The 22,660-nt window shown below is 72.5% G+C and carries 18 protein-coding genes; 13 read left to right on the top strand and 5 right to left on the bottom strand.

The window, feature by feature from the left end; translation table 11 throughout:
- Positions 1–14: 14 nt before the first annotated feature.
- Positions 15–947 (top strand): tyrosine recombinase XerC, encoded by a 933-nt coding sequence (locus AB0N84_RS08080; protein WP_363545069.1) that lies wholly within the window; start codon positions 15–17, stop codon positions 945–947.
- 46 nt (positions 948–993) lie between these two features.
- Here the strand turns inward: AB0N84_RS08080 and AB0N84_RS08085 are convergent, their stop codons facing one another.
- Positions 994–1,599 (bottom strand): M23 family metallopeptidase, encoded by a 606-nt coding sequence (locus AB0N84_RS08085; protein ID WP_363545072.1) that lies wholly within the window; start codon positions 1,597–1,599, stop codon positions 994–996.
- Between the two features lie 385 nt (positions 1,600–1,984).
- Here AB0N84_RS08085 and AB0N84_RS08090 point away from each other — a divergent pair, with 385 nt between their 5' ends.
- From AB0N84_RS08090 to AB0N84_RS08135, 10 genes are all read left to right on the top strand, one after another.
- Positions 1,985–3,424: a sugar porter family MFS transporter gene (locus AB0N84_RS08090; RefSeq protein ID WP_182047886.1), complete on the top strand. Its 1,440-nt coding sequence runs from the start codon at positions 1,985–1,987 to the stop codon at positions 3,422–3,424.
- 270 nt (positions 3,425–3,694) lie between these two features.
- Positions 3,695–4,597 (top strand): 30S ribosomal protein S2, encoded by a 903-nt coding sequence (gene rpsB / locus AB0N84_RS08095; RefSeq protein WP_069710682.1) that lies wholly within the window; start codon positions 3,695–3,697, stop codon positions 4,595–4,597.
- A gap of 79 nt (positions 4,598–4,676) precedes the next feature.
- Positions 4,677–5,504 carry a translation elongation factor Ts gene (tsf, locus tag AB0N84_RS08100; protein ID WP_069710683.1) on the top strand — a complete coding sequence of 276 codons (828 nt, stop codon included), beginning with the start codon at positions 4,677–4,679 and terminating at the stop codon, positions 5,502–5,504.
- Between the two features lie 155 nt (positions 5,505–5,659).
- Positions 5,660–6,379, top strand: a complete 720-nt coding sequence (gene pyrH / locus AB0N84_RS08105; RefSeq protein ID WP_363545077.1) for a UMP kinase — start codon at positions 5,660–5,662, stop codon at positions 6,377–6,379.
- Positions 6,380–6,424: 45 nt separating this feature from the next.
- Positions 6,425–6,979: a ribosome recycling factor gene (frr, locus tag AB0N84_RS08110; RefSeq protein WP_069710684.1), complete on the top strand. Its 555-nt coding sequence runs from the start codon at positions 6,425–6,427 to the stop codon at positions 6,977–6,979.
- Positions 6,979–7,989, top strand: a complete 1,011-nt coding sequence (locus AB0N84_RS08115) for a phosphatidate cytidylyltransferase (RefSeq protein ID WP_363545081.1) — start codon at positions 6,979–6,981, stop codon at positions 7,987–7,989. The genes frr and AB0N84_RS08115 overlap by 1 nt, the downstream gene beginning before the upstream one ends.
- 87 nt (positions 7,990–8,076) lie before the next feature.
- The gene (locus tag AB0N84_RS08120) at positions 8,077–8,625 is read left to right on the top strand and encodes a DivIVA domain-containing protein (protein ID WP_069710686.1); all 549 of its coding nucleotides are present in this window, start codon (positions 8,077–8,079) and stop codon (positions 8,623–8,625) included.
- A 60-nt stretch (positions 8,626–8,685) separates the two neighbouring features.
- The gene (locus AB0N84_RS08125; RefSeq protein WP_259346261.1) at positions 8,686–9,690 is read left to right on the top strand and encodes a hypothetical protein; all 1,005 of its coding nucleotides are present in this window, start codon (positions 8,686–8,688) and stop codon (positions 9,688–9,690) included.
- Positions 9,691–9,703: 13 nt separating this feature from the next.
- On the top strand, positions 9,704–10,009 hold the full coding sequence (locus tag AB0N84_RS08130) for a hypothetical protein (RefSeq protein ID WP_182047885.1): 306 nt from the start codon (positions 9,704–9,706) through the stop codon (positions 10,007–10,009).
- Positions 10,006–10,749 (top strand): alpha/beta family hydrolase, encoded by a 744-nt coding sequence (locus AB0N84_RS08135; RefSeq protein ID WP_363545086.1) that lies wholly within the window; start codon positions 10,006–10,008, stop codon positions 10,747–10,749. Before AB0N84_RS08130 ends, AB0N84_RS08135 begins: the two co-directional genes overlap by 4 nt.
- A 100-nt stretch (positions 10,750–10,849) precedes the next feature.
- Here the strand turns inward: AB0N84_RS08135 and AB0N84_RS08140 are convergent, their stop codons facing one another.
- A complete protein-coding gene (locus AB0N84_RS08140) occupies positions 10,850–12,706 on the bottom strand; it encodes a hypothetical protein (RefSeq protein WP_363545089.1) in 1,857 nt (618 codons plus the stop codon).
- 184 nt (positions 12,707–12,890) lie between these two features.
- Between AB0N84_RS08140 and AB0N84_RS08145 the strand changes: the two genes are divergently transcribed.
- Both AB0N84_RS08145 and AB0N84_RS08150 read left to right on the top strand, forming a co-directional pair.
- Positions 12,891–14,630, top strand: coding sequence for a hypothetical protein (locus AB0N84_RS08145; protein ID WP_363545092.1), 1,740 nt, complete (start codon positions 12,891–12,893; stop codon positions 14,628–14,630).
- The gene (locus AB0N84_RS08150; RefSeq protein WP_363545095.1) at positions 14,627–15,634 is read left to right on the top strand and encodes a tetratricopeptide repeat protein; all 1,008 of its coding nucleotides are present in this window, start codon (positions 14,627–14,629) and stop codon (positions 15,632–15,634) included. Before AB0N84_RS08145 ends, AB0N84_RS08150 begins: the two co-directional genes overlap by 4 nt.
- Positions 15,635–15,739: 105 nt before the next feature.
- On the opposite strand, the gene glgB is transcribed toward AB0N84_RS08150, so the two are convergent.
- From glgB to AB0N84_RS08165, 3 genes are all read right to left on the bottom strand, one after another.
- Complete coding sequence (gene glgB / locus AB0N84_RS08155) at positions 15,740–18,454, bottom strand: 1,4-alpha-glucan branching protein GlgB (RefSeq protein WP_363545098.1); 2,715 nt, start codon at positions 18,452–18,454, stop codon at positions 15,740–15,742.
- Positions 18,451–20,451, bottom strand: a complete 2,001-nt coding sequence (locus tag AB0N84_RS08160; protein WP_259346253.1) for an alpha-1,4-glucan--maltose-1-phosphate maltosyltransferase — start codon at positions 20,449–20,451, stop codon at positions 18,451–18,453. The genes glgB and AB0N84_RS08160 overlap by 4 nt, the downstream gene beginning before the upstream one ends.
- Positions 20,452–20,578: 127 nt before the next feature.
- On the bottom strand, positions 20,579–22,648 hold the full coding sequence (locus AB0N84_RS08165; RefSeq protein WP_363545101.1) for a glycogen debranching enzyme: 2,070 nt from the start codon (positions 22,646–22,648) through the stop codon (positions 20,579–20,581).
- Positions 22,649–22,660: the final 12 nt, after the last annotated feature.

The raw sequence follows: 22,660 nt of genomic DNA on the forward strand, positions 1-22,660 counted from the left end.
CCTACCCTGGGGTCGTGGCGGAGCGGACGGACGGACGGATCGTGGCGGCGGTGGAGTCGTTCCTCGAGCACGTCCGGCATGCCAGGGGGCTCAGCGACCAGACGGTCCGTGCCTACGCGAACGACCTCGACCAGTTCGTCGCCTTCGCTGCGGCGCGGGGGAGCACCGGCCTGCAGGACCTCGGGCTCGAACTGCTGCGCGACTGGCTCTGGGAGGCGGACCAGCGCGGACTCGCCCGGTCCACCATCGCGCGTCGGTCGTCGTCCGTGCGGGCCTTCACGCGGTGGGCGAGCGAGACCGGCGTGCTCGCGACCGACCCCGGGGTGCGGTTGCGCGCGCCGAAGGGTGCCGCCCACCTGCCGCGGGTGGTCTCCTCGGACCAGGTGCGCACGGTGCTCGACCAGCTCGCGGTCCGTGCGGACACAGACGACGCGGGTGCGTTGCGGGACCTCGCGGTCGTCGAGCTCCTCTACGCGGCCGCCATCCGGGTGAGCGAGCTCGTGGGCATCGACGTCGTCGACCTCGACCGCTCCCGGCTGACGGTGCGGGTCCTCGGCAAGGGCGGCAAGGAGCGCGTGGTGCCGTTCGGGGTGCCCGCCCGCGACGCCCTGGAGGCCTGGCTCGAGCGCGGACGGCCGCTCCTCGGTGGCCGGACGACACCGCCGGAGCCGTCGGCGCTGTTCCTCGGCGACCGGGGGGCGCGCCTCGGGGTGCGGAGCGCGTACCGCATCGTCGCCCGGGCCCTCGAGGGACTGCCTGGTGGGGGACCGAGCGGGCCGCACACCTTCCGGCACACGGCTGCGACACACCTGCTCGACGGGGGAGCGGACCTCCGTGCCGTGCAGGAGCTGCTGGGGCACGCGAGCCTCGGGACGACCCAGGTCTACACGCACGTGTCCTCCGCCCGGCTGCGGGAGGTCTACCGCACCGCACACCCGCGCGCCTGACCGTCCTCGGTCGCCCCGGTCGCCCCGGTCGCCCCGGTCACCCCGGTCACCCCGGCCACGCCGACTCCGGCAGCAGCACGGGCCAGTCGGCCGACGGCAGGTAGGGGAGCGGATCGACGTACCGTCCGTCCACGCGCGCACCGAGGTGCAGGCACGGCGCGGTCGCGGGACAGTGGCCGACGGCGACCGTGCCCACGGCGTCGCCCTGCGCCACCGTCGTGCCAGCGACGACCGCGGGGTCGACCGAGTCGAGGGTGCTCACCAGGCCGCTGCCGTGGTCGATCGTCACGACCCCTCGCCCGGCCACCGGCCCCGCGAACGTGACCGTGCCGTCCGCCACCGCGACCGCCGTCGTGCCGAGCGGCGCGTCGACGTCGATGCCGCGGTGGCCGGCGGCGTACTCGTCCGACGGCTGCTCCCAGCCCCGGACGACCTCGCGCGCTCCGGTCGGCCACACCCACGGCGCGGCAGTCTCGCCGGGCCGGTCACCGTCCGGGGGCACCGCGGCGGACAGCAGCCGCGGTGCACCGGGGGCGATCAACTCCGGCGCGACGACCACGGCGGTCGTGGACCCGGCCGCGACGCCCACGACCGCCGCGACGACCACCGTGACGACCGTCCGTGGTCCGGTCCGTGTACCTCCCGTGTGCATGACCCGAGCATCGCGGAGCGGGACCACCTCGGACACGACGGCAGGGTGCGCTGTGGACGGCAGCGCGCCCCGCCCACCCAGTGCAGGAACGCCGCGCCCCAGCGACGGAGCCGCGCCCGACCCGCGCGACACCTCCTCCGCGACACCTCCTCCGCGACACCGCACGTGTCGATCGACACGTGGAACGTCGCAGAACGCGTGCGGCCCCACGCGCACCACCCGAACCCGGCCCCGGCGCGCCCACCGCACCCCGATGTGCCCCGGCGGCCACCAGCGAGTACAGTCGGGCGCGCTCCGGAACCACGCAACGCCGCTCGGACGGCGAACAAGCCGACCGCCGGGGCACCGTGCGCCACCCAGCACGGCGGCAGGAACCTGGAGCACCGTGTCGAACACGTCCACCCAGCACGGCGAGGACCGTGCGTTCAAGGGGAAGGTCACCCTGTTCGCCATCGCGGCGGCAGTCGGTGGGTTCCTCTTCGGATTCGACTCCTCCGTCATCAACGGAGCCGTCGACGCGATCAAGGGCGAGTTCGGCCTGTCCGACGCCGCCAGCGGCTTCGCGGTCGCGTCCGCGCTCATCGGCTGTGCCTTCGGCGCCTACTTCGCCGGCCGCCTGGCCGACCGCTGGGGCCGCACCCGCGTGATGTTCTGGGCCGCGGTGCTCTTCTTCATCAGCTCGATCGGCAGCGCCTTCGCCTTCGCCACCTGGGACCTCGTGATCTGGCGTCTCGTGGGCGGTCTCGGCATCGGCACCGCGTCGGTCATCGCCCCCGCGTACATCTCCGAGGTCTCCCCGAAGGCCATCCGCGGCCGTCTGGCGTCGTTCCAGCAGCTCGCGATCACCCTCGGCATCTTCGCCGCCCTGCTCTCCGACCAGCTCTTCGCGGTCACGGCCGGCGGCGCCTCGGAGCAGGTCCTCGGCCTCGCCGCCTGGCGCTGGATGTTCCTCGTCGGCGTCGTCCCGTCGGTCGTCTACGGCGTGCTCGCCATCACCCTGCCGGAGTCGCCGCGCTTCCTGCTCGCCAAGGGCCGGAAGGACGACGCCCGCGACGTCATGGGCAAAATCGTGCCGCGTGACACGGTGAACACGAGCCTCGAGGAGATCCAGGACGGCATCGAGAAGGAGGCCACCGAGAAGAAGGGCTCGATCCGGGGCAACCGCTTCGGCCTCCAGCCGATCGTCTGGGTCGGCATCATCCTCGCCGTCCTGCAGCAGTTCGTCGGCATCAACGTGATCTTCTACTACTCGACCACGCTCTGGCAGGCGGTCGGGTTCAAGGAGGAGCAGTCCTTCCTCATCTCGACGATCACCTCGGTGGTCAACGTCGCCGTGACCTTCATCGCGATCTTCACGGTGGACAAGCTCGGCCGGAAGCCGCTGCTCGTCGCCGGGTCGTCGGGCATGTTCGTGTCGCTGACGATGGTCGCGATCGCGTTCTCGCAGGCGTCGATCGTCGACGGTGAGCCGCAGCTCCCCGGTGCGTGGGGCGTCATCGCGCTGATCTTCGCGAACCTGTTCGTCGTGTCGTTCGGCGCCACGTGGGGCCCGCTCATGTGGGTGCTCCTCGGCGAGATGTTCCCGAACCGCATCCGTGCGACCGCGCTCGGCATCGGCTCGGCCGCCAACTGGGTCGCGAACTTCGTCGTCACGATCTCGTTCCCGGTGCTGTCCGGCTTCAACCTGACGGTCACGTACGGCATCTACGCCCTGTTCGCCCTGCTCTCCCTCTTCTTCGTCATCGCGAAGATCCCGGAGACGAAGGGTCGCTCGCTCGAGGAGATGGGCATCACGGCGGAGGGCGAGACGGTCTCCGCGAAGTAGCGGGGGCTGCGCGTCACCACCTGACGGGAGGCGCGGTGCGGGTCGGACCCGCACCGCGCCTCCCGTCTGTTAGCATTGCCACCGCAGCGCGCTCCAGCGCGCTGACTTCGCGCGTCCACTCGCGTTCCCACCGGCCACCGGTCCTGCTCCCACGAGCGGGCGGCCGTGCGGACAGGACGCCAGGGGTCACGACCACCGGGTCGCGACCGACACAACCGCAACCGTGCGCGCGGCCCGACAGCTGTGCGCCGAGAAACGAGGAGGCACGGCATGGCCGTCGTCACCATCCGCCAGCTGCTCGACAGCGGCGTCCACTTCGGACACCAGACCCGTCGGTGGAACCCGAAGGTGAAGCGCTTCATCCTGGCCGAGCGCTCGGGCATCCACATCATCGACCTGCAGCAGTCGCTGGCCTACATCGACCGCGCGTACGACTTCGTCAAGGAGACGGTCGCGCACGGTGGCACGATCCTCTTCGTGGGCACCAAGAAGCAGGCGCAGGGCTCCATCGCCGAGCAGGCGACCCGCGTCGGCCAGCCGTACGTCAACCAGCGTTGGCTCGGCGGTCTGCTCACGAACTTCCAGACGGTCTCCAAGCGCCTCGCGCGCATGAAGGAGCTCGAGGAGATCGACTTCGACGACACGACGAAGGGCTTCACCAAGAAGGAGCTCCTCATCAAGAAGCGCGAGCTGGACAAGCTCCACAAGACCCTCGGTGGTATCCGCAACCTCACACGGACCCCGAGCGCGCTCTGGATCGTCGACACGAAGAAGGAGCACCTCGCCGTCGACGAGGCGCAGAAGCTCGGGATCCCGGTCATCGGCATCCTCGACACCAACTGCGACCCCGACGAGATCACCTACCCGATCCCGGGCAACGACGACGCCATCCGCTCCGTCGGCCTCCTCACCCGCATCGTCGCCGACGCGGCGGCCGAGGGCCTGAAGACCCGCCACAACGGCGGCGACGAGGAAGAGGCCGAGCCGCTGGCCGAGTGGGAGCAGGAGCTCCTCGCCGGCCAGACGCAGGGCGAGGGCGCGACGGTCCAGGAGAACGACGCCGACGCGCAGGTCGCCGACAAGGAGATCGGCGAGCCGATCGCCGACGCCGACAAGAACGCGGAGCCGACGGCCGAGGCCGCCGCCGCCGCAGAGGCCACCCCGGCCGAGTGACCACCGGGGGCGCCGAGCCGCACGGCTCGGCGCCCCTTCCTTCTCTCGAACACACACAGTCCAGAAAGGACTCCAGTCAATGGCCAACTACAGCCTTGCTGACGTGAAGAAGCTCCGTGAGGACCTCGGGGCCGGCATGATGGACGCCAAGAACGCCCTCGTCGAGGCCGACGGCGACTACGACAAGGCCGTCGAGCTCCTCCGCATCAAGGGCGCGAAGGCCGTCGCCAAGCGCGACGACCGTGCGACCTCCGAGGGTGTCGTCGTCGCGTCGACCGAGGGCGGCGCCACGACCGTCGTCGAGCTCGCCAGCGAGACCGACTTCGTCGCGAAGAACGAGAAGTTCACCACCCTCGCCGACAAGGTCGTCGCCGCGGTCGCCGCCGCCGGTGCGTCCGACGTCGAGGCCGGCAACGCCGCGCCGCTCGACGGCAAGACGGTCGCCGAGGTCATCGACGAGGCCGCCGCCGCGCTCGGCGAGAAGCTCGCGCTCCGCACGGTCACCCGTGTCGAGGGCGACGCCTTCGAGGTCTACCTGCACAAGACCAGCCAGGACCTGCCGCCGCAGATCGCCGTCGTCATCGCCTACTCGGGCTCCGACGCCGCCGAGGCGCGCTCCATCGCGCAGCACGTCGCGTTCGCCAACCCGACGTACCTCACGCGCGACGAGATCCCGGCGGAGGCGATCGAGAAGGAGCGCGCGACCGTCGAGGCGATCACGCGCGAGGAGGGCAAGCCGGAGGCCGCCCTCCCGAAGATCGTCGAGGGTCGCCTCAACGCCTACCGCAAGCAGGTCGCGCTCCTCGAGCAGGACTACGCGAAGGACAACAAGCTGTCCGTCGCGAAGGCCGCCGAGAACGCCGGCATCACGATCCAGGGCTTCGCCCGCGTCAAGGTCGGCGCGTAACGAACCCGTGACGGGGCTCGGAACCACATCGGTTCCGGGCCCCGTTTTCTGCGCGCTGCGACACGCGCGGACCCGGTCGGGAGGCACGACCTCCTCCGCCGGACCGGCTGCGGCCGGGTAGATTCCCACGAGACATTCGACGAAGGGTGCGCCACATGACGAACGAGAAGACCGGACGCCGCCGGGTCCTGCTGAAGCTGTCGGGGGAGGCGTTCGGAGCCGGGTCCCTCGGGGTGAACCCGGACGTCATCAGCACCATCGCCAAGGAGATCGCCGCGGCCGCGCAGGACGTCGAGGTCGCGATCGTGGTCGGCGGGGGCAACTTCTTCCGCGGCGCCGAGCTGTCGCAGCGCGGCATGGACCGCGGTCGTGCCGACTACATGGGCATGCTCGGCACCGTGATGAACGCGCTCGCGCTCCAGGACTTCCTCGAGCAGGCCGGTGCCGCCACGCGCGTGCAGTCCGCGATCAGCATGACCCAGGTCGCGGAGCCGTACATCCCGCGTCGCGCCGAGCGCCACCTGGAGAAGGGCCGCATCGTCATCTTCGGTGCCGGCGCGGGCCTGCCCTACTTCTCGACCGACACCGTCGCGGCGCAGCGTGCGCTCGAGATCGACGCGCACGAGGTCCTCGTCGCGAAGAACGGCGTCGACGGCGTGTACACGGCCGACCCGAAGAAGGACGCCACCGCCGAGAAGCTCCACCACGTGACCTACCAGGACGCGCTGCTGCAGGGCCTCAAGGTCGTCGACGCGACGGCGTTCTCGCTCTGCATGGACAACGGCATGCCGATGCACGTCTTCGGCATGGAGGGCAAGGGCAACGTGGCCGCCGCGATCCGTGGGGAGCGCATCGGCACGGTCGTCAGCAACTGACCCGCACGCTGACTAGACTCGACGCAGTACCGAAGGAGAACCACCGTGATCAGTGATGTCCTGACCGAAGCCACCGAGAAGATGGCGAAGGCCGTCGACGTCGCCAAGGACGACTTCGCGACCGTCCGTACCGGACGCATCAACGCCGCCCTCTTCCAGAAGATCCCGGTCGACTACTACGGCACGCCGACGCCGCTCGCGCAGCTCGCGTCGCTCCAGACGCCCGAGGCACGCACGCTCATCGTCACGCCGTACGACAAGTCGGCCCTCAAGGAGATCGAGCGCGCGATCGCGACGTTCCCGAACCTCGGCGCCAGCCCGTCGAACGACGGCGAGATCGTCCGCGTGACGATCCCGGAGCTCACGCAGGACCGCCGCAAGGAGTTCGTGAAGCTCGTGCGCGGCAAGGGCGAGGACCACAAGGTCGTCATCCGCAACATCCGCCGCAAGGCCAAGGACGACCTCGACGCGCTGAAGGGCGAGATCTCGGACGACGAGATCAGCCGTGGCGACAAGGACCTCGAGAGCCTGACGAAGAAGCACGTCGACCAGATCGACGACGCGCTGAAGAAGAAGGAAGCCGAACTCCTCGAGGTCTGATGCGTCTCCCCGAGCCGGGCGGTGACCGCCCCACCCCACCGCGCCCGTCAGCGTCCGAGTCGACCGCGAAGAAGGGGCTCCGCCAGGACTTCGACGCCCGTGCCCGTGCGGCACGCGCCGACTTCGAGGCGCAGCTCCGGCAGCGGAAGGCCGACCTCGGTGCGCGCAACGAGGCCCTGACGGCGCGGACCGGCCGGAACCTGCCCGCGGCGATCGGGATCGCCCTGGCGTTCGCGGTCGTCATGCTGGGGTCGCTCCTGCTGTGGACGCCGTCGTTCATGGTCGTCGCCGCGTTCCTGCTCGGCGTGGCCGTCTACGAGCTCACGAGCGCCATGCGCTTCGCGGGCCGAGACGTCCCGCGCATCCCGAGCGTCGCGGTGAGCGTCGCGATCGTGCCCGCCGCCTTCCTGGGCGGGCAGGTCGCGGCGCTGTTCACGCTGCTCGGCGGCATCGTCCTCGTGTCGCTCTGGCGACTGGTCGAGGTGGCCGTCGCCCGCGAGAAGCCACCGGCAGGGCACGTCGTCCGCGACCTGACGAACGGCCTGTTCGCCCAGGCGTACGTGAGCCTGCTCGGTGCCTGCGTGGTGCTGCTGTCGGCGCAGCCGGGCGGCCCGCTCTGGGTGATCGCGTTCATCCTCGTGGTCGTGGCGGTCGACACCGGTGCCTACGCGACGGGGCTGAACCTCGGCAAGCACCCCATGGCGCCGCGGATCAGCCCGAAGAAGACGTGGGAGGGCTTCGCCGGCTCGGTCGCGGCGAGCATCCTCGTCGGCATCCTCGTCACCTGGCTCATGCTCGGCCTGCCCTGGTGGACCGGCGTCGTCCTCGGCGTGCTGATCTCGGGCTCCGCGACGCTCGGCGACCTGACCGAGTCGATGATCAAGCGCGACCTCGGGATCAAGGACATCTCGTCGTTCCTGCCCGGTCACGGCGGGTTGCTCGACCGGATCGACAGCATCCTGCCGTCGGCGGCCGTCGGCTACGTGATGTACCTCGTCATCGTCCACTGACGGATCCCTCGAGCGCCCCTCCGCAGCCTGTGCGGCGAGTTCGCGCGTCCAGGTGGCACCAGGCTCCGGTGCTGGCAGAATGTCGCCGTGGCCACCACCTTCCCCACCGCAGACCGCCGAGCACTCGGGTACGACGTCGACGAGGTCGACCGGTTCCTCGAGGACGCCCGCCGTGCGTACACCGCGGCGGACACGGCGCCCGGCATCGAGGCCGCGAAGATCCGCGCCACGGCCTTCTCGATGCGCAAGGGCGGGTACTCCACGGCGCACGTCGACGCCGCGCTCGAACGGCTCGAGGACGCCTTCGCCGCCCGGGAGCGTGAGCGCGAGGTCGCGGAGGTCGGGCAGAAGGCCTGGTACGCCGAGGCCCGCGGCAAGGCCTCGGACGTCGTCGCGCGCCTCGAGCGCCCCACCGGGCAGCGCTTCGCCCGGACGAGCTTCCTCGGCACCGGGTACCACCCGAAGGACGTGGACGCGTTCGCCGAGCGACTGGCCGGCTACTTCCGCGACGGCAAGCCGCTGAGCCTGACCGAGGTCCGGTCGGTCGTCTTCCGGCCGAAGCACGGCGGCTACCGCGAAGCGCAGGTCGACGCGCTGCTCGACGCGGTCGTCGAGGTCATGCTCGCGGTCCGCTGACGACGCGCGGGGGACCGGTGCTTCCCTCCCCGTGACCGTTCCGTTATCCTGGACGGACTCATGGGCAGGCACACGGCAGATCTCAGCTCCGACCGCGGTACCCGCGAGCACCTCGACCGTCCGGTCGTCGGTGAGCGCCGCGCGGCACGTGACCGACTCCGCACGTCGGAGCACGCGGTCCTCCACGCGACCCCGCAGGTCGAGACGGCGACGCTGCCGTCCGCCCCGCTGAGCGCGCCCGCGACCACCCGTTCCACCGCGGGGTCGCCGGCGACCGGGCCGGTCCTGACGCGTCCGGCTCCCGCTGTGACCGCTCGTGGACCGCTCGGCGTCCGCGCCGTCAAGCAGGGTCGTGCAGTCGAGCAGAGCCGCGCCGTCGTGCCGGTCGAGCGTGCACCGCGCACCGTCAACTCGGTCATCCGCGGCCGGGGCACCATCCCCGTGCTGTCCTTCGTGGCCGTCTTCGGGTTCGTGGGCGGATCGCTCTTCAACCCGATGCAGCCCGACGTCGCGCAGGCGGCGGTCACCGCTCCGGTGCTGGTCAAGGCGCCGGTCGAGCCGCAGCAGTACACCGCGCACGGCACGTACGCCGCGTTCGACCTGACCCGCGACGGGTACGGCGTCACCGTCCCGAAGCCGAAGGTCACCGCACCGCCCGCGACCGACGACACCACCGACGCGACGGACACCGACGCGGCGAAGGACGGCACGGCCAAGACGGTCGAGCCCTCGAACACCCTCGCGGCAGCAGCGGCGACGCCCGACCCGGGCAGCGCGCAGGCGATCGCCCAGCAGATGGTGGCCGACCGCGGGTGGGGCTCCGACCAGTTCAACTGCCTCGTGTCGCTGTGGAACAAGGAGTCGGGCTGGCGGGTCAACGCCTACAACCCGAGTGGTGCGTACGGCATCCCGCAGTCGCTCCCGGGCAGCAAGATGGCGTCCGCCGGTGCCGACTGGCAGACCAACCCGGCCACGCAGATCACCTGGGGCCTCAACTACATCTCCGGCGTCTACGGCACCCCGTGCGGGGCCTGGGCGCACAGCGTCGCCAACAACTGGTACTGATCGGCGCCCGGGGGTGCCGCGCAGCAACCGACCGCGGCGGCCCCGCGGCGTCGGGCCGGAGTCGGTCGACGAGGACACCGGTCTCGACCGGCTGATGAGCTCCTGGCGGCGGACCGAGTTCCGTCGTGGGCGCGAGTACACGGTGCAGCCGATCTCGTCGGCGTCCGCGCAGAAGGAGTACGTCTGCCCGGGCTGCGGCGGCACGGTGCTCCCGGGGACCGCGCACGTCGTCGTCTGGCGTGCGGACGGGGTCCTGGGCGACGAGGCCGACCTGGCATCGCGGCGTCACTGGCACAACCACTGCTGGAGCATCGCATGAGCACCGAAGAGACGCGCACGGAGGTCCGGTCCGGCACGGAGCTCCCGGCACGGCGCACGGACGTCGAGCTGGTCACCGACGACCACCTGACGCTCGTGGGGGAGCTGGCCGAGCCGCTCGGACGTCCGGCCCGGGGCACCCTCGTCACCCTGCACCCGCTGCCGACCGCGCAGGGCTTCATGGACTCGCACGTGCTCAAGAAGGCCGCGGCCCGGCTGCCCGCCCTCGCGGACATCGCGGTGCTGCGCTTCAACTTCCGGTCGGTGACCTCGCCCCGCGGGACGTCGGAGGGTGTCTTCGGCGACGGCGTGTCCGAGGGCTTCGACCTCCGCGCCGCGGTGCACGAGACCGTGGCGCGCGGCCTCCCCACGCCGTGGCTGCTCGGCTGGTCGTTCGGGACCGAGGTGGTCCTCAAGCACGCGCTCGAGCACGTCGCGTCCGGCGACGTCGCCGGCGTCGTCCTGCTGTCCCCGCCCCTGCACCGCACGTCGGAGGCGGAACTGGCACGGTGGGCGGACGTCGAGGTCCCCGTCGTCGCCCTCGTGCCGGAGCACGACGACTTCCTGCGGCCGGACGAGGCCGTCGAGCGGTTCGCCGTCGCTCCGAACGTCCGGGTCGTGCCGGTCGCGGGGGCGAAGCACCTGTGGGTGGGGGAGCGGTACGTCCGCATCGTGCTCGACGCGGTCGCGGACCTCGTGGTGCCGGGCAGCGCGCCGCTCCCGACGCACTTCGACGGCTGATCCCGCTTCCGGCCTTCTGATCGGCCCCTCGACGACGTGAGCCGGACGGGAGGCGCTGGTCGCGCCTCCCGTCCGGCTCGCGTCGTGCGGTGGCCCGGTCTCAGCGCCGCGCGCCGTCCTCGGGGTCGGTCGCGTCGTCGGGGTCGGTCGCGTCGGCCGGGTCGGCCACTGCCGGACCGTCGAACAGGCCGGTCGCGTGCGTGAGGACGCCGCGCAGGTTCTCGAGGTACCCGGCGACGGCGTCGCGCTCGGTGCGGATCGCCGCGAGACGGTCCTCGGCCTCGGCTACGACGGCTGCGCTGCGCTCCTCGGCCTCGGCGATCATCCGGTGCACCCGCTCCTGCGTCTCGGCGACCAGGGTGCGGGCGCGCTCCTGCGCCTGCGCGGTGCTCGATCGCTCGAGGTCGTCGGCCTCCTGCTGGAGCCGCTCGGCGCGCTCCCGGGCCTCGGTGGCGCGGCGGGTCGCCTCGGCGAGCTGCAGGTTCGCCTCGTCGAGGTACTTCTGCGTCTCGGCCACCGTCTCGTGGTGCTTCTGCAGGTACTCCTGCTCGGCGGCGTCGCGTCGGGCGGCGAGTTCCGACTCGAGCGCAGCTGCGGCCTGGTCGCGCTCCCGGGCGATCTCGGCGCGCACCGCGTCGCGGTCCCGCTCGAGGTCGGCGCGCATCGTGTCGATCTCCTGACGGAGGGCGGTGCGCTCGGCCTCGAGGCCCGCGAGCTCGGCGACGCGGCGGTCGGCGATCTCGGTGTCCACCTCCGCGTGCTCGCGCTCACGACGCGCGGCCAGCTCGTCGGCGTGCTCCCGCGCGGCGCGTTCGGCGGCGTCGGCGGCCTCGGCCCGCTCGCGCGCGATGCGGCTGCGGTGCTCCTCGAGCTCGGCCGCGATGCGCTCGGCGGTCTCCTGCACGAGCCGCTCGTTCTCGGTCCGGGTCTGCTCCTCGTCGACCCGCAGCTGGGCACGGGCGGCCTGCAGCTCCTGGTCGAGTGCCGTGCGAGCCTCGGCGACCTCGCGCTCCCACCCGGCGCGAGCGGCGGCGAGCTCCTCGTCGAGGGCACGGCGGCGGTCTCCGACCTCGGCGTCGAGCTCGCTGCGGCGGCGTGCTGCCTCGGCGTCGAGCTCGGCGCGCTCGGTCTCGAGCGTGAGGGCGTGTGCGCGCTGCTGCTCGTCGCGTTCGCGCTGCCACGCCGCCCGACCCTCGGCGACCTCGCGCTCGAGCGCGGCGCGGCGGGTCTCCTCCTCGCGGGCGAGGTCCTCCGTGCGTCGGGTGTGGTCGGCCTCGAACACGCTGCGCCGGTGCTCGGTCTCGCGGTCGAGCTCGGCCGCGGCGGTCCGTGCAGCCTCGGCGGCCTGCTGCGCGTCCTCGCGGAGCTCGGCGGTCTCGCGTGCGACGCGGGCACGGAGGGCGTCGGTCTCGCGGATCGCGACGGAACGGACCTCCGCGGCCTCGGTGACGGCTGCGCCACGGACGGCGGCGGCCTCGTTGCGGGCGTCCTGCGTCAGCAGCCCCGCCTCGGACCGGGCCCGCTCGATGGTGTCCGCCGACTCCGCGCGGGCACGGGTGAGTTCGTCGGTCGCGCGGGAACGGGCGTCCTCGAGGGTCTCGGAGGCCTCCTGCCGGGCCTCGCGCAGCAGCCGCTCGGCCTCGTTGCGGCTGGAGGCGCGGAGTCGCTGGGCGTCGATGTCGGCCTGGCTGATCAGGCGGGTGGACTGTTCCTCGGCGACCCGGAGCGTGGACTCCAGGCGCGTCCCGAGTCCGCTGTACGTGGGCGTGCCGGCCTCGTCGAGCTCGCTCTGCAGGTCGGCGACGCGGGCCTGCAGGAGACGGATCTCCTTGGCGGCCTCGGCGCGGTCGGTGTTCGACTTGATGAGCTCGCGACGGAGTTCGTTCAGGGAGCGATCGACGTCGTCGCGGCGGTACCCGCGCAGCTCGGTCCCGAACTCGGCCTCGTCGTTCGCCACGTGTTGCTCCTCGGGGTCGGCGGAGGGCCAGCACCTGGCCCGGGCACGATCCTAGCGGCGGCCCTCCGACCGGGACTGAGACCGCGACCAGCGGTGAGGGATGCGACGTCCAGGGTCCCTCGCTATCCTGGAGCGCTGATTCGCGCGCCGATCCCCCCACCCCGGCGCGGTAGGGAGAAGATCCGTGCGATTCGTCCTGGCGATCGTCAGTTTCGTCATCGGTCTGCTGCTCGTCGCGCTCGCGGTCGGGCAACGCACCGTGTTCGCCCCGCCCTCGTCCCTGGTGGCGCAGTCCTCGAGCTCAGCGTCCGCGCCGGTCACCGTCATCCCCGGGTCGACGCTCACCGCGAACCCGGGCTACCAGCGCATCAACGTCTCCGGCTCGGGCAAGGTCTTCGCCGCCTACGGGCGCACGAGCGACGTGCAGGCCTGGGTCGGCGACGCGAAGCACACCACGCTGCGCTTCGACGCCGAGCAGGACCGCCTGGTCGGCAGGACGACCGGCAGCGGCGACTCGGTGCCCGACCCCTCCGGCAGCGACCTCTGGTACCAGGAGTGGGACGGGGCGGGTCAGTTCACCGTGCGCCTGCCCGCCGACGTGTCGATGGTCGTGCTGAGCGACGGCTCGGCGGCCGCCCCCACGGACGTCTCCGTGACCTGGCCGCGCGACACCGCGACGCCCTCGGTCGGACCGCTGCTCGTGGCGGGCGGGCTCTTCCTGGCCGGCGGCATCGCGCTGCTCGTCTGGGCGTTCCTCCACCAGCGCCGCGGCCGGGGTCCCCGTCGCCGCAGCGGTGGCTCACGTCCGCCGCGCGTGCGGGCATCGCGTCGTGCCGCAGCGGCCGGCGCCCAGGTGCCGGCCCGTGCACGTCGGGGACGCCGACCGTTCGTCGTCGTGCCGATCCTGGTCGTCGGCGCGCTCGGCCTCGCCGGATGCTCGTCCGACTACTGGCCGCAGGGCGGCGGTGCGGCCGCGACGCCGACCCCGACCGCCTCGGCCACCGGCGCCGCCGAGGACACGACCCCGACGGCGGCCACCTCGCAGCAGATCCGCCGGATCGTGCAGCGCGTCGCCGAGGTCGCGTCGAAGGCCGACAGCGACCTCGACGCCTCGCTCCTCGAGTCGCGCTTCACCGGCGCCGCGCTCGAGCTCCGGAAGGCGAACTACGCCATCCGCGCCAAGGACGCCGACGTGGACGCCCCGCCGGCGATCTCCGCCGAGCAGGTCTGCGTCGCGCTCCCGCAGCAGACCGACAGCTGGCCGCGCACGGTGTTCACGGTCGTGGCCGAGGACTGCGGTGCGAAGACCGCTCCGCAGGCCCTGACGCTCGTGCAGGAGAGCGCGCGGGACGACTACAAGGTCGCCTACGACGTGTCGCTCGAGGCCGCGGCGGAGATCCCGAGCCTGGCACCGACGTCGCTCGGCGCCGCGCAGCTCGCCGGGGACACGAAGCTCCTGCGCATCGCGCCCGACGACATCGCGGCAGCGTACGGCGACGTCCTGTCGAAGGACGCCGACAGCGAGTCCGCATCGCTCTTCGCGTCCGACGGCGACGGCCTCCGGTCGACCATCGGCAAGGCGTACAAGGACAAGAAGGCCGACTCGTTGCCGGACACCGCGAAGATCGAGTACTCGTCGGAGGTCCCCGACGACAGCGCGATCGCCATCGCGACCGACGGGGCCGGCGCGCTCGTGTCCGCCGACCTCGACGAGATCGAGAAGGTCACCCCGACGGCGAAGGGCGCCGAGGTCAACACCGAGGGCGCCGTGAAGGCGCTCTCCGGCGTCGACTCCAGCACGAAGGGGGTCAGCGCCACGTACAGCGTGCAGCTGCTCTTCTCCGTGCCGCCGGTGGGCAGTGATGAGAAGGTGGTCCTGCTCGGGTTCACGCAGGGCCTGACCGCAGCGAGTGAGGTGCAATGACCAACGTCCCCCCGACCCCGTCCGGTCTCCGCGGAGCCGTCGACCTGTCGTCCCTCGTCGACCGCGCACAGCGGCCGGCGCAGCCCGGACCGGCGTCGGCGGCGGGCGGCCAGCCCGGGACCGCCCCGACCGGGGCAGCCCCGGCGGGTGCCCCCGCGGCCGGTGACCTGACCGTCCCGTCGCTCGTGATCGACGTCACCGACCAGACCTTCCAGGACGTGCTCCAGCTGTCCTCGGTCGTGCCGGTGATCGTCGACATCTGGGCCGAGTGGTGCGGCCCCTGCAAGCAGCTGTCGCCGATCCTCGAGCGGCTCACCGCCGAGTACGACGGCCGCGTGGTGCTCGCCAAGGTCGACGCCGACACGAACCCGCAGCTGGTGCAGGCCTTCCAGGCACAGTCGATCCCGACCGTCGCCGCGGTCATCGGCGGCCGGCCGCTCGGCCTGTTCGTGGGCGCACTGCCCGAGGCCGAGGTGCGCGACGTGTTCGAGCAGGTCGTCGCCGCCGCCGAGCAGAACGGCGTCACGGGCCGCGTGACGGTCGACGGCGCGTCCGCCGCCGAGCCCGCGGGTGAGCCCGAGCCCGAGCCGCTGCCGCCGCACCACCAGGCCGCGTACGACGCGATCGAACGGGGCGACTACGCCGCCGCGGTCCAGGAGTACCGGACCGCGATCGCGCAGGACCCGAACGACCAGATGGCCGTCGCGGGGCTCGCGCAGGTGTCGCTGCTCGCCCGGCTCGACGGCAGGACCGCCGACGAGCTCCGGAGCGCGGCCGCGTCGGCGCCCCAGGACGTCGAGGCCCAGATGGCCGTCGCCGACCTCGACGTCAGCGGCGGGCACGTCGAGGACGCCTTCGGGCGGCTGCTCGACCTCGTGCCGACGGTGTTCGGTGCGGAGCGCGAGGCACTGCGCGTGCGGCTCGTCGAGTACTTCGAGCTGATCGGTGTCGACGACCCCCGGGTCGCCGTCGCGCGGCGACGGTTGGCGAGCGCGCTGTACTGACGCGAGCGGCCGTCGCGCGACGCGACCATGTGACGGACGGGAGGCCCGGTGCCAGCTGGCACCGGGCCTCCCGTCCGTCGTGTGGTGGGTCGGTCCTGTGGGGCGTCAGTCCGTGAGCCGCAGCCAGACCGCTCCGAGCGGCGGCACGACGAGGTGCGCCGAGGCCGGTCGGCCGGCCCACGGCGTCTCCTCGGCGGTGACGGAACCGAGGTTGCCGACACCGGAGCCGCCGTACTCGGTGGCGTCGGTGTTGAGCACCTCGACCCACTCGCCGGCGGTCGGCAGACCGAAGCGCCGCTCGACCGGTACGCCGGAGAAGTTGACGAACACCGCGAGCCGCTCGTCACCGGCCTTCCGCAGGAACCCGATCGTCGAGTGCGGCGCGTCCCCGCCCTCGATCCACTCGAAGCCGTCGGCGGTGGCGTCGTGCGTCCACAGCGCCGGCGTCTCCCGGTAGACCCGGTTGAGCTCGGCGACCAGCCGCTGGACGCCGTTGTGTCCCGGGTCGTCCGCCTGCCACCAGTCCAGCCCGCGCTCCTCGGACCACTCGGCGACCTGCGCGAACTCCTGGCCCATGAAGAGGAGCTGCTTGCCGGGGTGCGCCCACATGAAGGACAGGTACGCGCGGACGTTCGCGAGCTTCTGCCACTCGTCGCCCGGCATCTTGCCGTAGAGGGAGCCCTTGCCGTGCACGACCTCGTCGTGGCTGATCGGCAGGGTGAACTGCTCGCTGAACCCGTAGACGAACGAGAAGGTCAGTTCGTCGTGGTGGTACGCGCGGTACGCCGGGTCGCGCTGCACGTACTCGAGCGAGTCGTGCATCCAGCCCATGTTCCACTTCTGCCCGAAGCCGAGGCCGCCGGCACTCGTCGGCTGGGTGACGCCCGGCCACGACGTGCTCTCCTCGGCGATCATGACGATGCCGGGGTAGCGCTTGTACGCGGTGGCGTTCGTCTCCTGCAGGAAGGAGATCGCCTCGAGGTTCTCGCGACCGCCGTGGATGTTCGGCAGCCACTCGGTGCGCGAGTAGTCGAGGTAGAGGATCGAGGCGACGGCGTCGACACGGAGCCCGTCGATGTGGAACTCCTCCATCCAGTACAGCGCGTTCGCGACGAGGAAGTTCCGCACCTGCGGCTGCCCGAAGTCGAACACGTAGGTGCCCCAGTCGAGCTGCTCGCCGCGTCGGGGGTCCGGGTGCTCGAACAGGGCGTGGCCGTCGAACTTCGCCAGCGCCCACTCGTCCTTGGGGAAGTGCCCGGGGACCCAGTCCATGATCACGCCGATGCCGGCGGAGTGCAGCCGGTCGATCAGGTACCGGAGGTCGTCGGGCGAGCCGAACCGGGCCGTCGGCGCGTAGTAGCCCGTGACCTGGTAGCCCCAGGACCCGCCGAAGGGGTGCTCGGACAGCGGCAGGAACTCGACGTGCGTGAAGCCGAGGTACTGCACGTGCCCGATCAGCTGGTCGGCGACCTCGCGGTACGAGAGCCCCGGGCGCCACGAACCGAGGTGCACCTCGTAGACGCTCATCGGCTTGTCGTGCGTGGTCGTCGCCGCGCGCTGTTCCATCCAGGCGCGGTCGCCCTCGGACCACTCGTACCGGGAGTCGGTGATCACCGAGGCGGTGAGCGGCGGGACCTCGGTGCGGCGCGCGAACGGGTCCGCGCGCTCGACCCAGCCGCCGTCGGTGAGGATCTGGAACTTGTACCGCTGCCCCTCGAGGGCACCGGGCCAGAACAGCTCCCAGACGCCGAGGTCGTTCAGGCGTCGCATCGCGGTGGTGCGGCCCTCCCAACCCTCGAAGTCGCCGATGACGCGGACGGCCGTGGCGCGCGGCGCCCAGACCGTGAACGCGACGCCGTCGACGCCGTCGACCGTGCGCACGTGGGCGCCGAGGTGCTGCCAGAGCTGCTCGTCGCGGCCCTCGCCGAAGAGGTGCAGGTCGAGCTCGCCGATCGTGGGCGGGAAGCGGTAGGCGTCGTCCGTGGTCCAGGTCGCGTCGTCCGCGTCCGATGCGTCGTCGAGGTCGTAGTCCGCCTCGACGCGGTAGCGCCCGAGCGTGTCGGCCGTGGCACCGGCCCAGAGGCCGTCGCCCTCGGACTCGAGCTCGATGTCGTCGCCCTCCGGGCGGACCAGGCGCACCGCGGTGGCGAGGTGTCGGACCACGCGCACGCTGGTGCCGCCGTCGACGGGGTGCGGGCCGAGGACGTCGTGCGGCTGGGACCAGCGGCCCTCGGCGACCTGTCGGCGGAGCCACTCCTCGACCGGGGCCGGACGGGGCGCGCCGGCCGGAACCGGTGCGGCGCCGGCAGCGGGGGCCGAATCCGCGGGAGCCGCGGCCGGCGCGTCGGGCGCGCCCTCGACCAGTTCGGCAGCCGTCGGGACGACGTGGCGGCCGCCCTCGGACAGCGGCGCGTCGGCACCGTCGTCGGCGGACGTCTGTGCACTGGGGGACGGGGTCGGGGTGGCGTCGGGGGTCGTCGCCACGTGGGCACCGGTGCCGGTCCCGCTCGTCGGAGCCCCGTTCGACTCCGGGCGCTCCCCACCGGCGAGGGTCGCCGACTCCTCGACCCCGCGGTCCGGGGTCTCCGGAGTGGCCGGAGCGGCGCCGGGCAGGTCCTCGCCCGGCGCGGAGGCCCGCGGTTCGTACCGCGGTCCCGCCTCGTCGTTCGCGGGCACCGCACCGGGCGCCCGCACCCGGGTGACGGGCGGCGGGGGCGGCGGCACCGGCGGGACGCTCGGTCCCTGTCCGCGGGCGGGGGTGGCGGGGTTCGGTCGGTCGGAGCCCATCGGCGGGTTCCCCTTCGGGTCGCGGTCGGTCATCGGTGGGGTCCCTCCACGACGAGCAGGTGCACGGGTTCCTGGAACGCGTCGAGCCGGACGTAGTTCGACGAACCCCAGACCCAGCGCTCGCCGGTCACGACGTCGCGGACGTCGAAGGCCTGCTCCGTCGGCAGCCCGAGGGCGGCGAGGTCGAGGTGGACCGTGGTCTCGCGCGCCGAGTGCGGGTCGACGTTCGCCACGACGATGACGGTGTCGTCACGGCCGGAGCGGGTGAAGGCGCCCGGCAGGTGCTTCGAGTAGACGACGATCGCCGGGTCCTCGGCGTGGTGCACGTGGAGGTTGCGCAGCTGGCGGAGCGCGGGGTGCGCCTGCCGGAAGCGGTTGAGCATCGTGACGTACGGCGCGAGGCTCGCGCCCTCGGCCTCGGCCAGCGCGAAGTCACGCGGCTTGTACTCGTACTTCTCGTTGTCGATGTTCTCCTCGGAGCCCGGTCGGGCGACGTCCTCGAAGAGCTCGTAACCGGCGTACATGCCCCACGTCGGAGCGCCGGTCGCGGCGAGCGCGGCGCGCACCTTGTAGCCGGCGCGACCGCCGAACTGCAGGTACTCGGTGAGGATGTCCGGGGTGTTCACGAACAGGTTCGGGCGGAGGTAGGCGCTCGTCTCGTGGCTGAGCTCGGAGAAGTACTCCTCGATCTCCTCCTTCGTGTTCCGCCACGTGAAGTACGTGTAGGACTGCTGGAACCCGGCCTCGGCGAGCGCCCGCATCATCGCCGGACGGGTGAACGCCTCGGCCAGGAACACCGTGTCCGGGTGCTCGTCGCGGACCTCGCGGATGACCCGCTCCCAGAACCAGAGCGGCTTCGTGTGCGGGTTGTCGACGCGGAAGATGCGGATCCCGAACGCGATCCAGTGGCGCAGGACCCGGTGGACCTCGGCGACGATGCCGTCGGGGTCGGAGTCGAACTGGATCGGGTAGATGTCCTGGTACCGCTTGGGCGGGTTCTCGGCGGTCGCGATCGACCCGTCGGCGCGCACCGTGAACCACTCCGGGTGCTGCTGCACCCACGGGTGGTCCGGGGAGCACTGGAGGGCGAAGTCGAGCGCGACCTCCATCCCGGTGTTCTTCGCCGTCTCGACGAACTCGCGGAAGTCCTCCTCGGTCCCGAGGTCCGGGTGGATGGCGTCGTGACCGCCCTCGGGTGCACCGATCGCCCAGGGGCTGCCAGGGTCGTCCGGTCCCGGGGTCAGGGTGTTGTTCGGCCCCTTGCGGGCCGTCGTGCCGATCGGGTGGATCGGCGGCAGGTAGACCACGTCGAAGCCCATGCGTGCCACGGCCGGCAGGCGACGGGCGGCGGTGCGGAAGTCCCCGCTCTTCCAGGTCCCGTCGGCGTTCTTCTTCGCGCCCTCGCTGCGGGGGAAGAACTCGTACCAGGCGCCGACGCCGGCGCGCTGGCGCTCGACGTCGAGCAGCTGCACGGGGGAGTGGGTGCGGAGGGAGGTGAGCGGGGAGTCCTCGACCTCACCGGTGATGCGCGGGTCGTCGACGGCAGCCAGACGGTCCGCGGGCTCGAGCGCGGTGTCCCGGAGCCGTTCGGCCGCCCGGACGGCGGCGGTGGAGTCGGTCTCCTCGGCGAGACGGTCGAGCAGGACGGCCCCGTCGAGGAGCGTCGCCTCGGTGTCGACGCCGGCAGCGATCTTGAGTCGCGCGGCGTGCAGCCAGGTCGCCCAGTCGTCGGAGAAGGACTCGACGTGCCAGGTCCAGACGCCGACGTGGTCGACCTGCACGGTCGCCTCGTACCGGTCGGTGCCGGGCGCGCCGAGGAGCATCGGCACCGTGCGGGTACCGCCGTCGGGGCGTTCGAGCACGAGGTCGGCGCCGATGATCCCGTGGCCCTCGCGGAAGACGGTCGCGCCGAACGTGATCACCTCGCCGTCGAACGCCTTGCCCGGGAACCCGTTCGGGGTCGTCGGAGCGAGCTGGGTGATCGGGATGCGTCCGATCTTCGGTCGGCGGGGTCGGTCTGCGGTGGCCACGGAGCCGACGCTACCCGGCTGGCGGGTCCACGTTCCCCGGATCGCGTCCGCGGTGCACGGTCGGGCGCGCCGGGGAGCCCGTGCCGGGGAGCCGAGCACTTCGTGAGACGCCTGCGCGGTGAGCGCCCTACGCGACCTCGAACAGGTGGATGCCCGGCCCGTACGCGGTGAAGACCTGACCGCCCGGCCGGAGCCGCTCGTGGTCGCGGTGCTTCTCGCTCGACCACGCCAGCCGGTACCCGCTCACGTCCTCACGCGCCGGCAGGGTGAGGTCGCGCGTCCGGCCGCTGCCGTGCACGACGACGAGCACCCGGTCGACGGGCCCGTGCGCCCCGTCCGGTGCCGGTGCCGGTGTGGACTCGGCGAAGTACTGGACGACGCGGTGGATCGGCTGGTCCCACCCGGCGGTCGTCATCGGCTGCCCGTCCGGCCCGTACCAGGACATCCGCGTCGCGCCGGGGGTCTCCTGCCCCTCGACGCCGAAGCGTGTGGGCCGGAGTGCGGGGTGCGCGGCGCGGAGCCCGGTGAGTGCGGCGACCGCCTCGGTCATCGCCTCCGCGTCCTCGTCGTCCGTCCAGTCGACGGGCGTCAGGTCCTCGGAGACGACGTAGGCGTTGTTGTTGCCGTGCTGCGTGCGGCTCCGCTCGTCGCCGGCGGTGAGCATCGGCACGCCCGCCGAGAGCAGGAGCGTCCCGACCAGGTTCCGCATCGACCGTCCCCGGGCCGCGCGGACCCCGCGGTCGGCGGTGTCCCCCTCGATCCCGTGGTTGAACGACCGGTTGTCGTCGGACCCGTCCCGGCCGTCCTCGCCGTTCGCGGCGTTGTGCTTGCGGTCGTGCGAGACGAGGTCGAGCAGGGTGAAGCCGTCGTGGGCGGTGACGAAGTTGATGCTCGCGAGCGGGCCGCGCTCCTGCCCGAACGTGCTGCGCGAACCGGTCATCGCGTCGGCGAGCCGACCGATGCCCGCGTGGGGCGTGCCGTTCCGGCGCTCCTCGGCGATGTCGGTCAGCCAGAACTGCCGCACGGTGTCCCGGAAGCCGTCGTTCCACTCGCTCGTGCCGACGCCGAAGGCGCCCGTCCGCCACCCGTCCGGTCCGACGTCCCACGGCTCGGCGACGACGAGCACGTCCTGCAGGTCCGGGTGCTGCCGGATCCGCTCGAGCAGCGGGTGCGCGGGGTCGAAGACGTGCCGGCCGTCGCGGGCGAGCGAGGCCATGAGGTCGAAGCGGAAGCCGTCGACCTGCACCTCGCGCGCCCAGTAGCGCAGGCTCTCGACGACGAGGTCCGCGGTCGCCTCCACCGAGGTGTCGAGGGTGTTCCCGCAGCCGGTCGTGTCGTAGTAGGCGGCGTCGTCCTCGGTCCAGCGGTACCGGTTCGCGCCGTCGATGCCGCGCAGCGAGGTCGTCGGACCGCCGCGGCCCTCCTCCGCGGTGTGGTTGTAGACGACGTCGAGCAGCACCTGGATGCCCGCCTCGTGCAGGAGCCGCACCATCCCCTTGAACTCGCGGAGGACCGCCGTCGCGCCGGCGGCACGGGCATCGGCGGAGGCGTACGCCGCGTGCGGTGCGAAGAAGCCGAGCGTGTTGTAGCCCCACGCGTTCTCGCGCCCGGCCGCCCGGAGCCACGCCTCGGTGTCGAACGCCTGCACCGGCAGGAGCTCGAGCGTCGTCACGCCGGTGCGCCGCAGGTGGGCGATCGTGCTCGGGTGCGCGACCCCCGCGTACGTCCCGCGGAGGTGCTCGGGGACGTCGGGGTTCGCCGCCGTGAGGGTCCGGACGTTCGCCTCGTACACGACGGCGCGGTCGCGCGGCACGTCGGGCTTGCCGACGTCGCCCCAGTCGAACGACTCGTCGACCACGACGCCCGTCCAGCGCGGGTGGGCGTCCGTGGGGTCCGCGGGCTCGATCCCGCGCGCGGCCGGGTCGAGCAGCGGACGGGTCGGGTCGAAGTCGTGGCGGGGACCCTCCGGACCGTCGACGAGCAGGTGGTACCGGTCCCCGGGGCGGACGTCCGGGGTACGGGTCGTCCAGCGGTCGGTGTCCGCCTCGCGCTCGAGGCGGTGCTCGGTCGTCCGGCCGTCGTCGGCGGAACAGACGACCAGCGTCACCGTGGTCGCCGTGGCCGAGCGCACCGTGAACCGGGGGTCGCCGTCGCCGAGGCGGAAGCCGGGGGTCTCGTCGGTCGCGGTGCTGGGCATGACGACCAGGGT

The sequence above is a fragment of the Curtobacterium sp. NPDC089185 genome (assembly GCF_040685235.1).
Lineage (GTDB): Bacteria > Actinomycetota > Actinomycetes > Actinomycetales > Microbacteriaceae > Curtobacterium > Curtobacterium citri.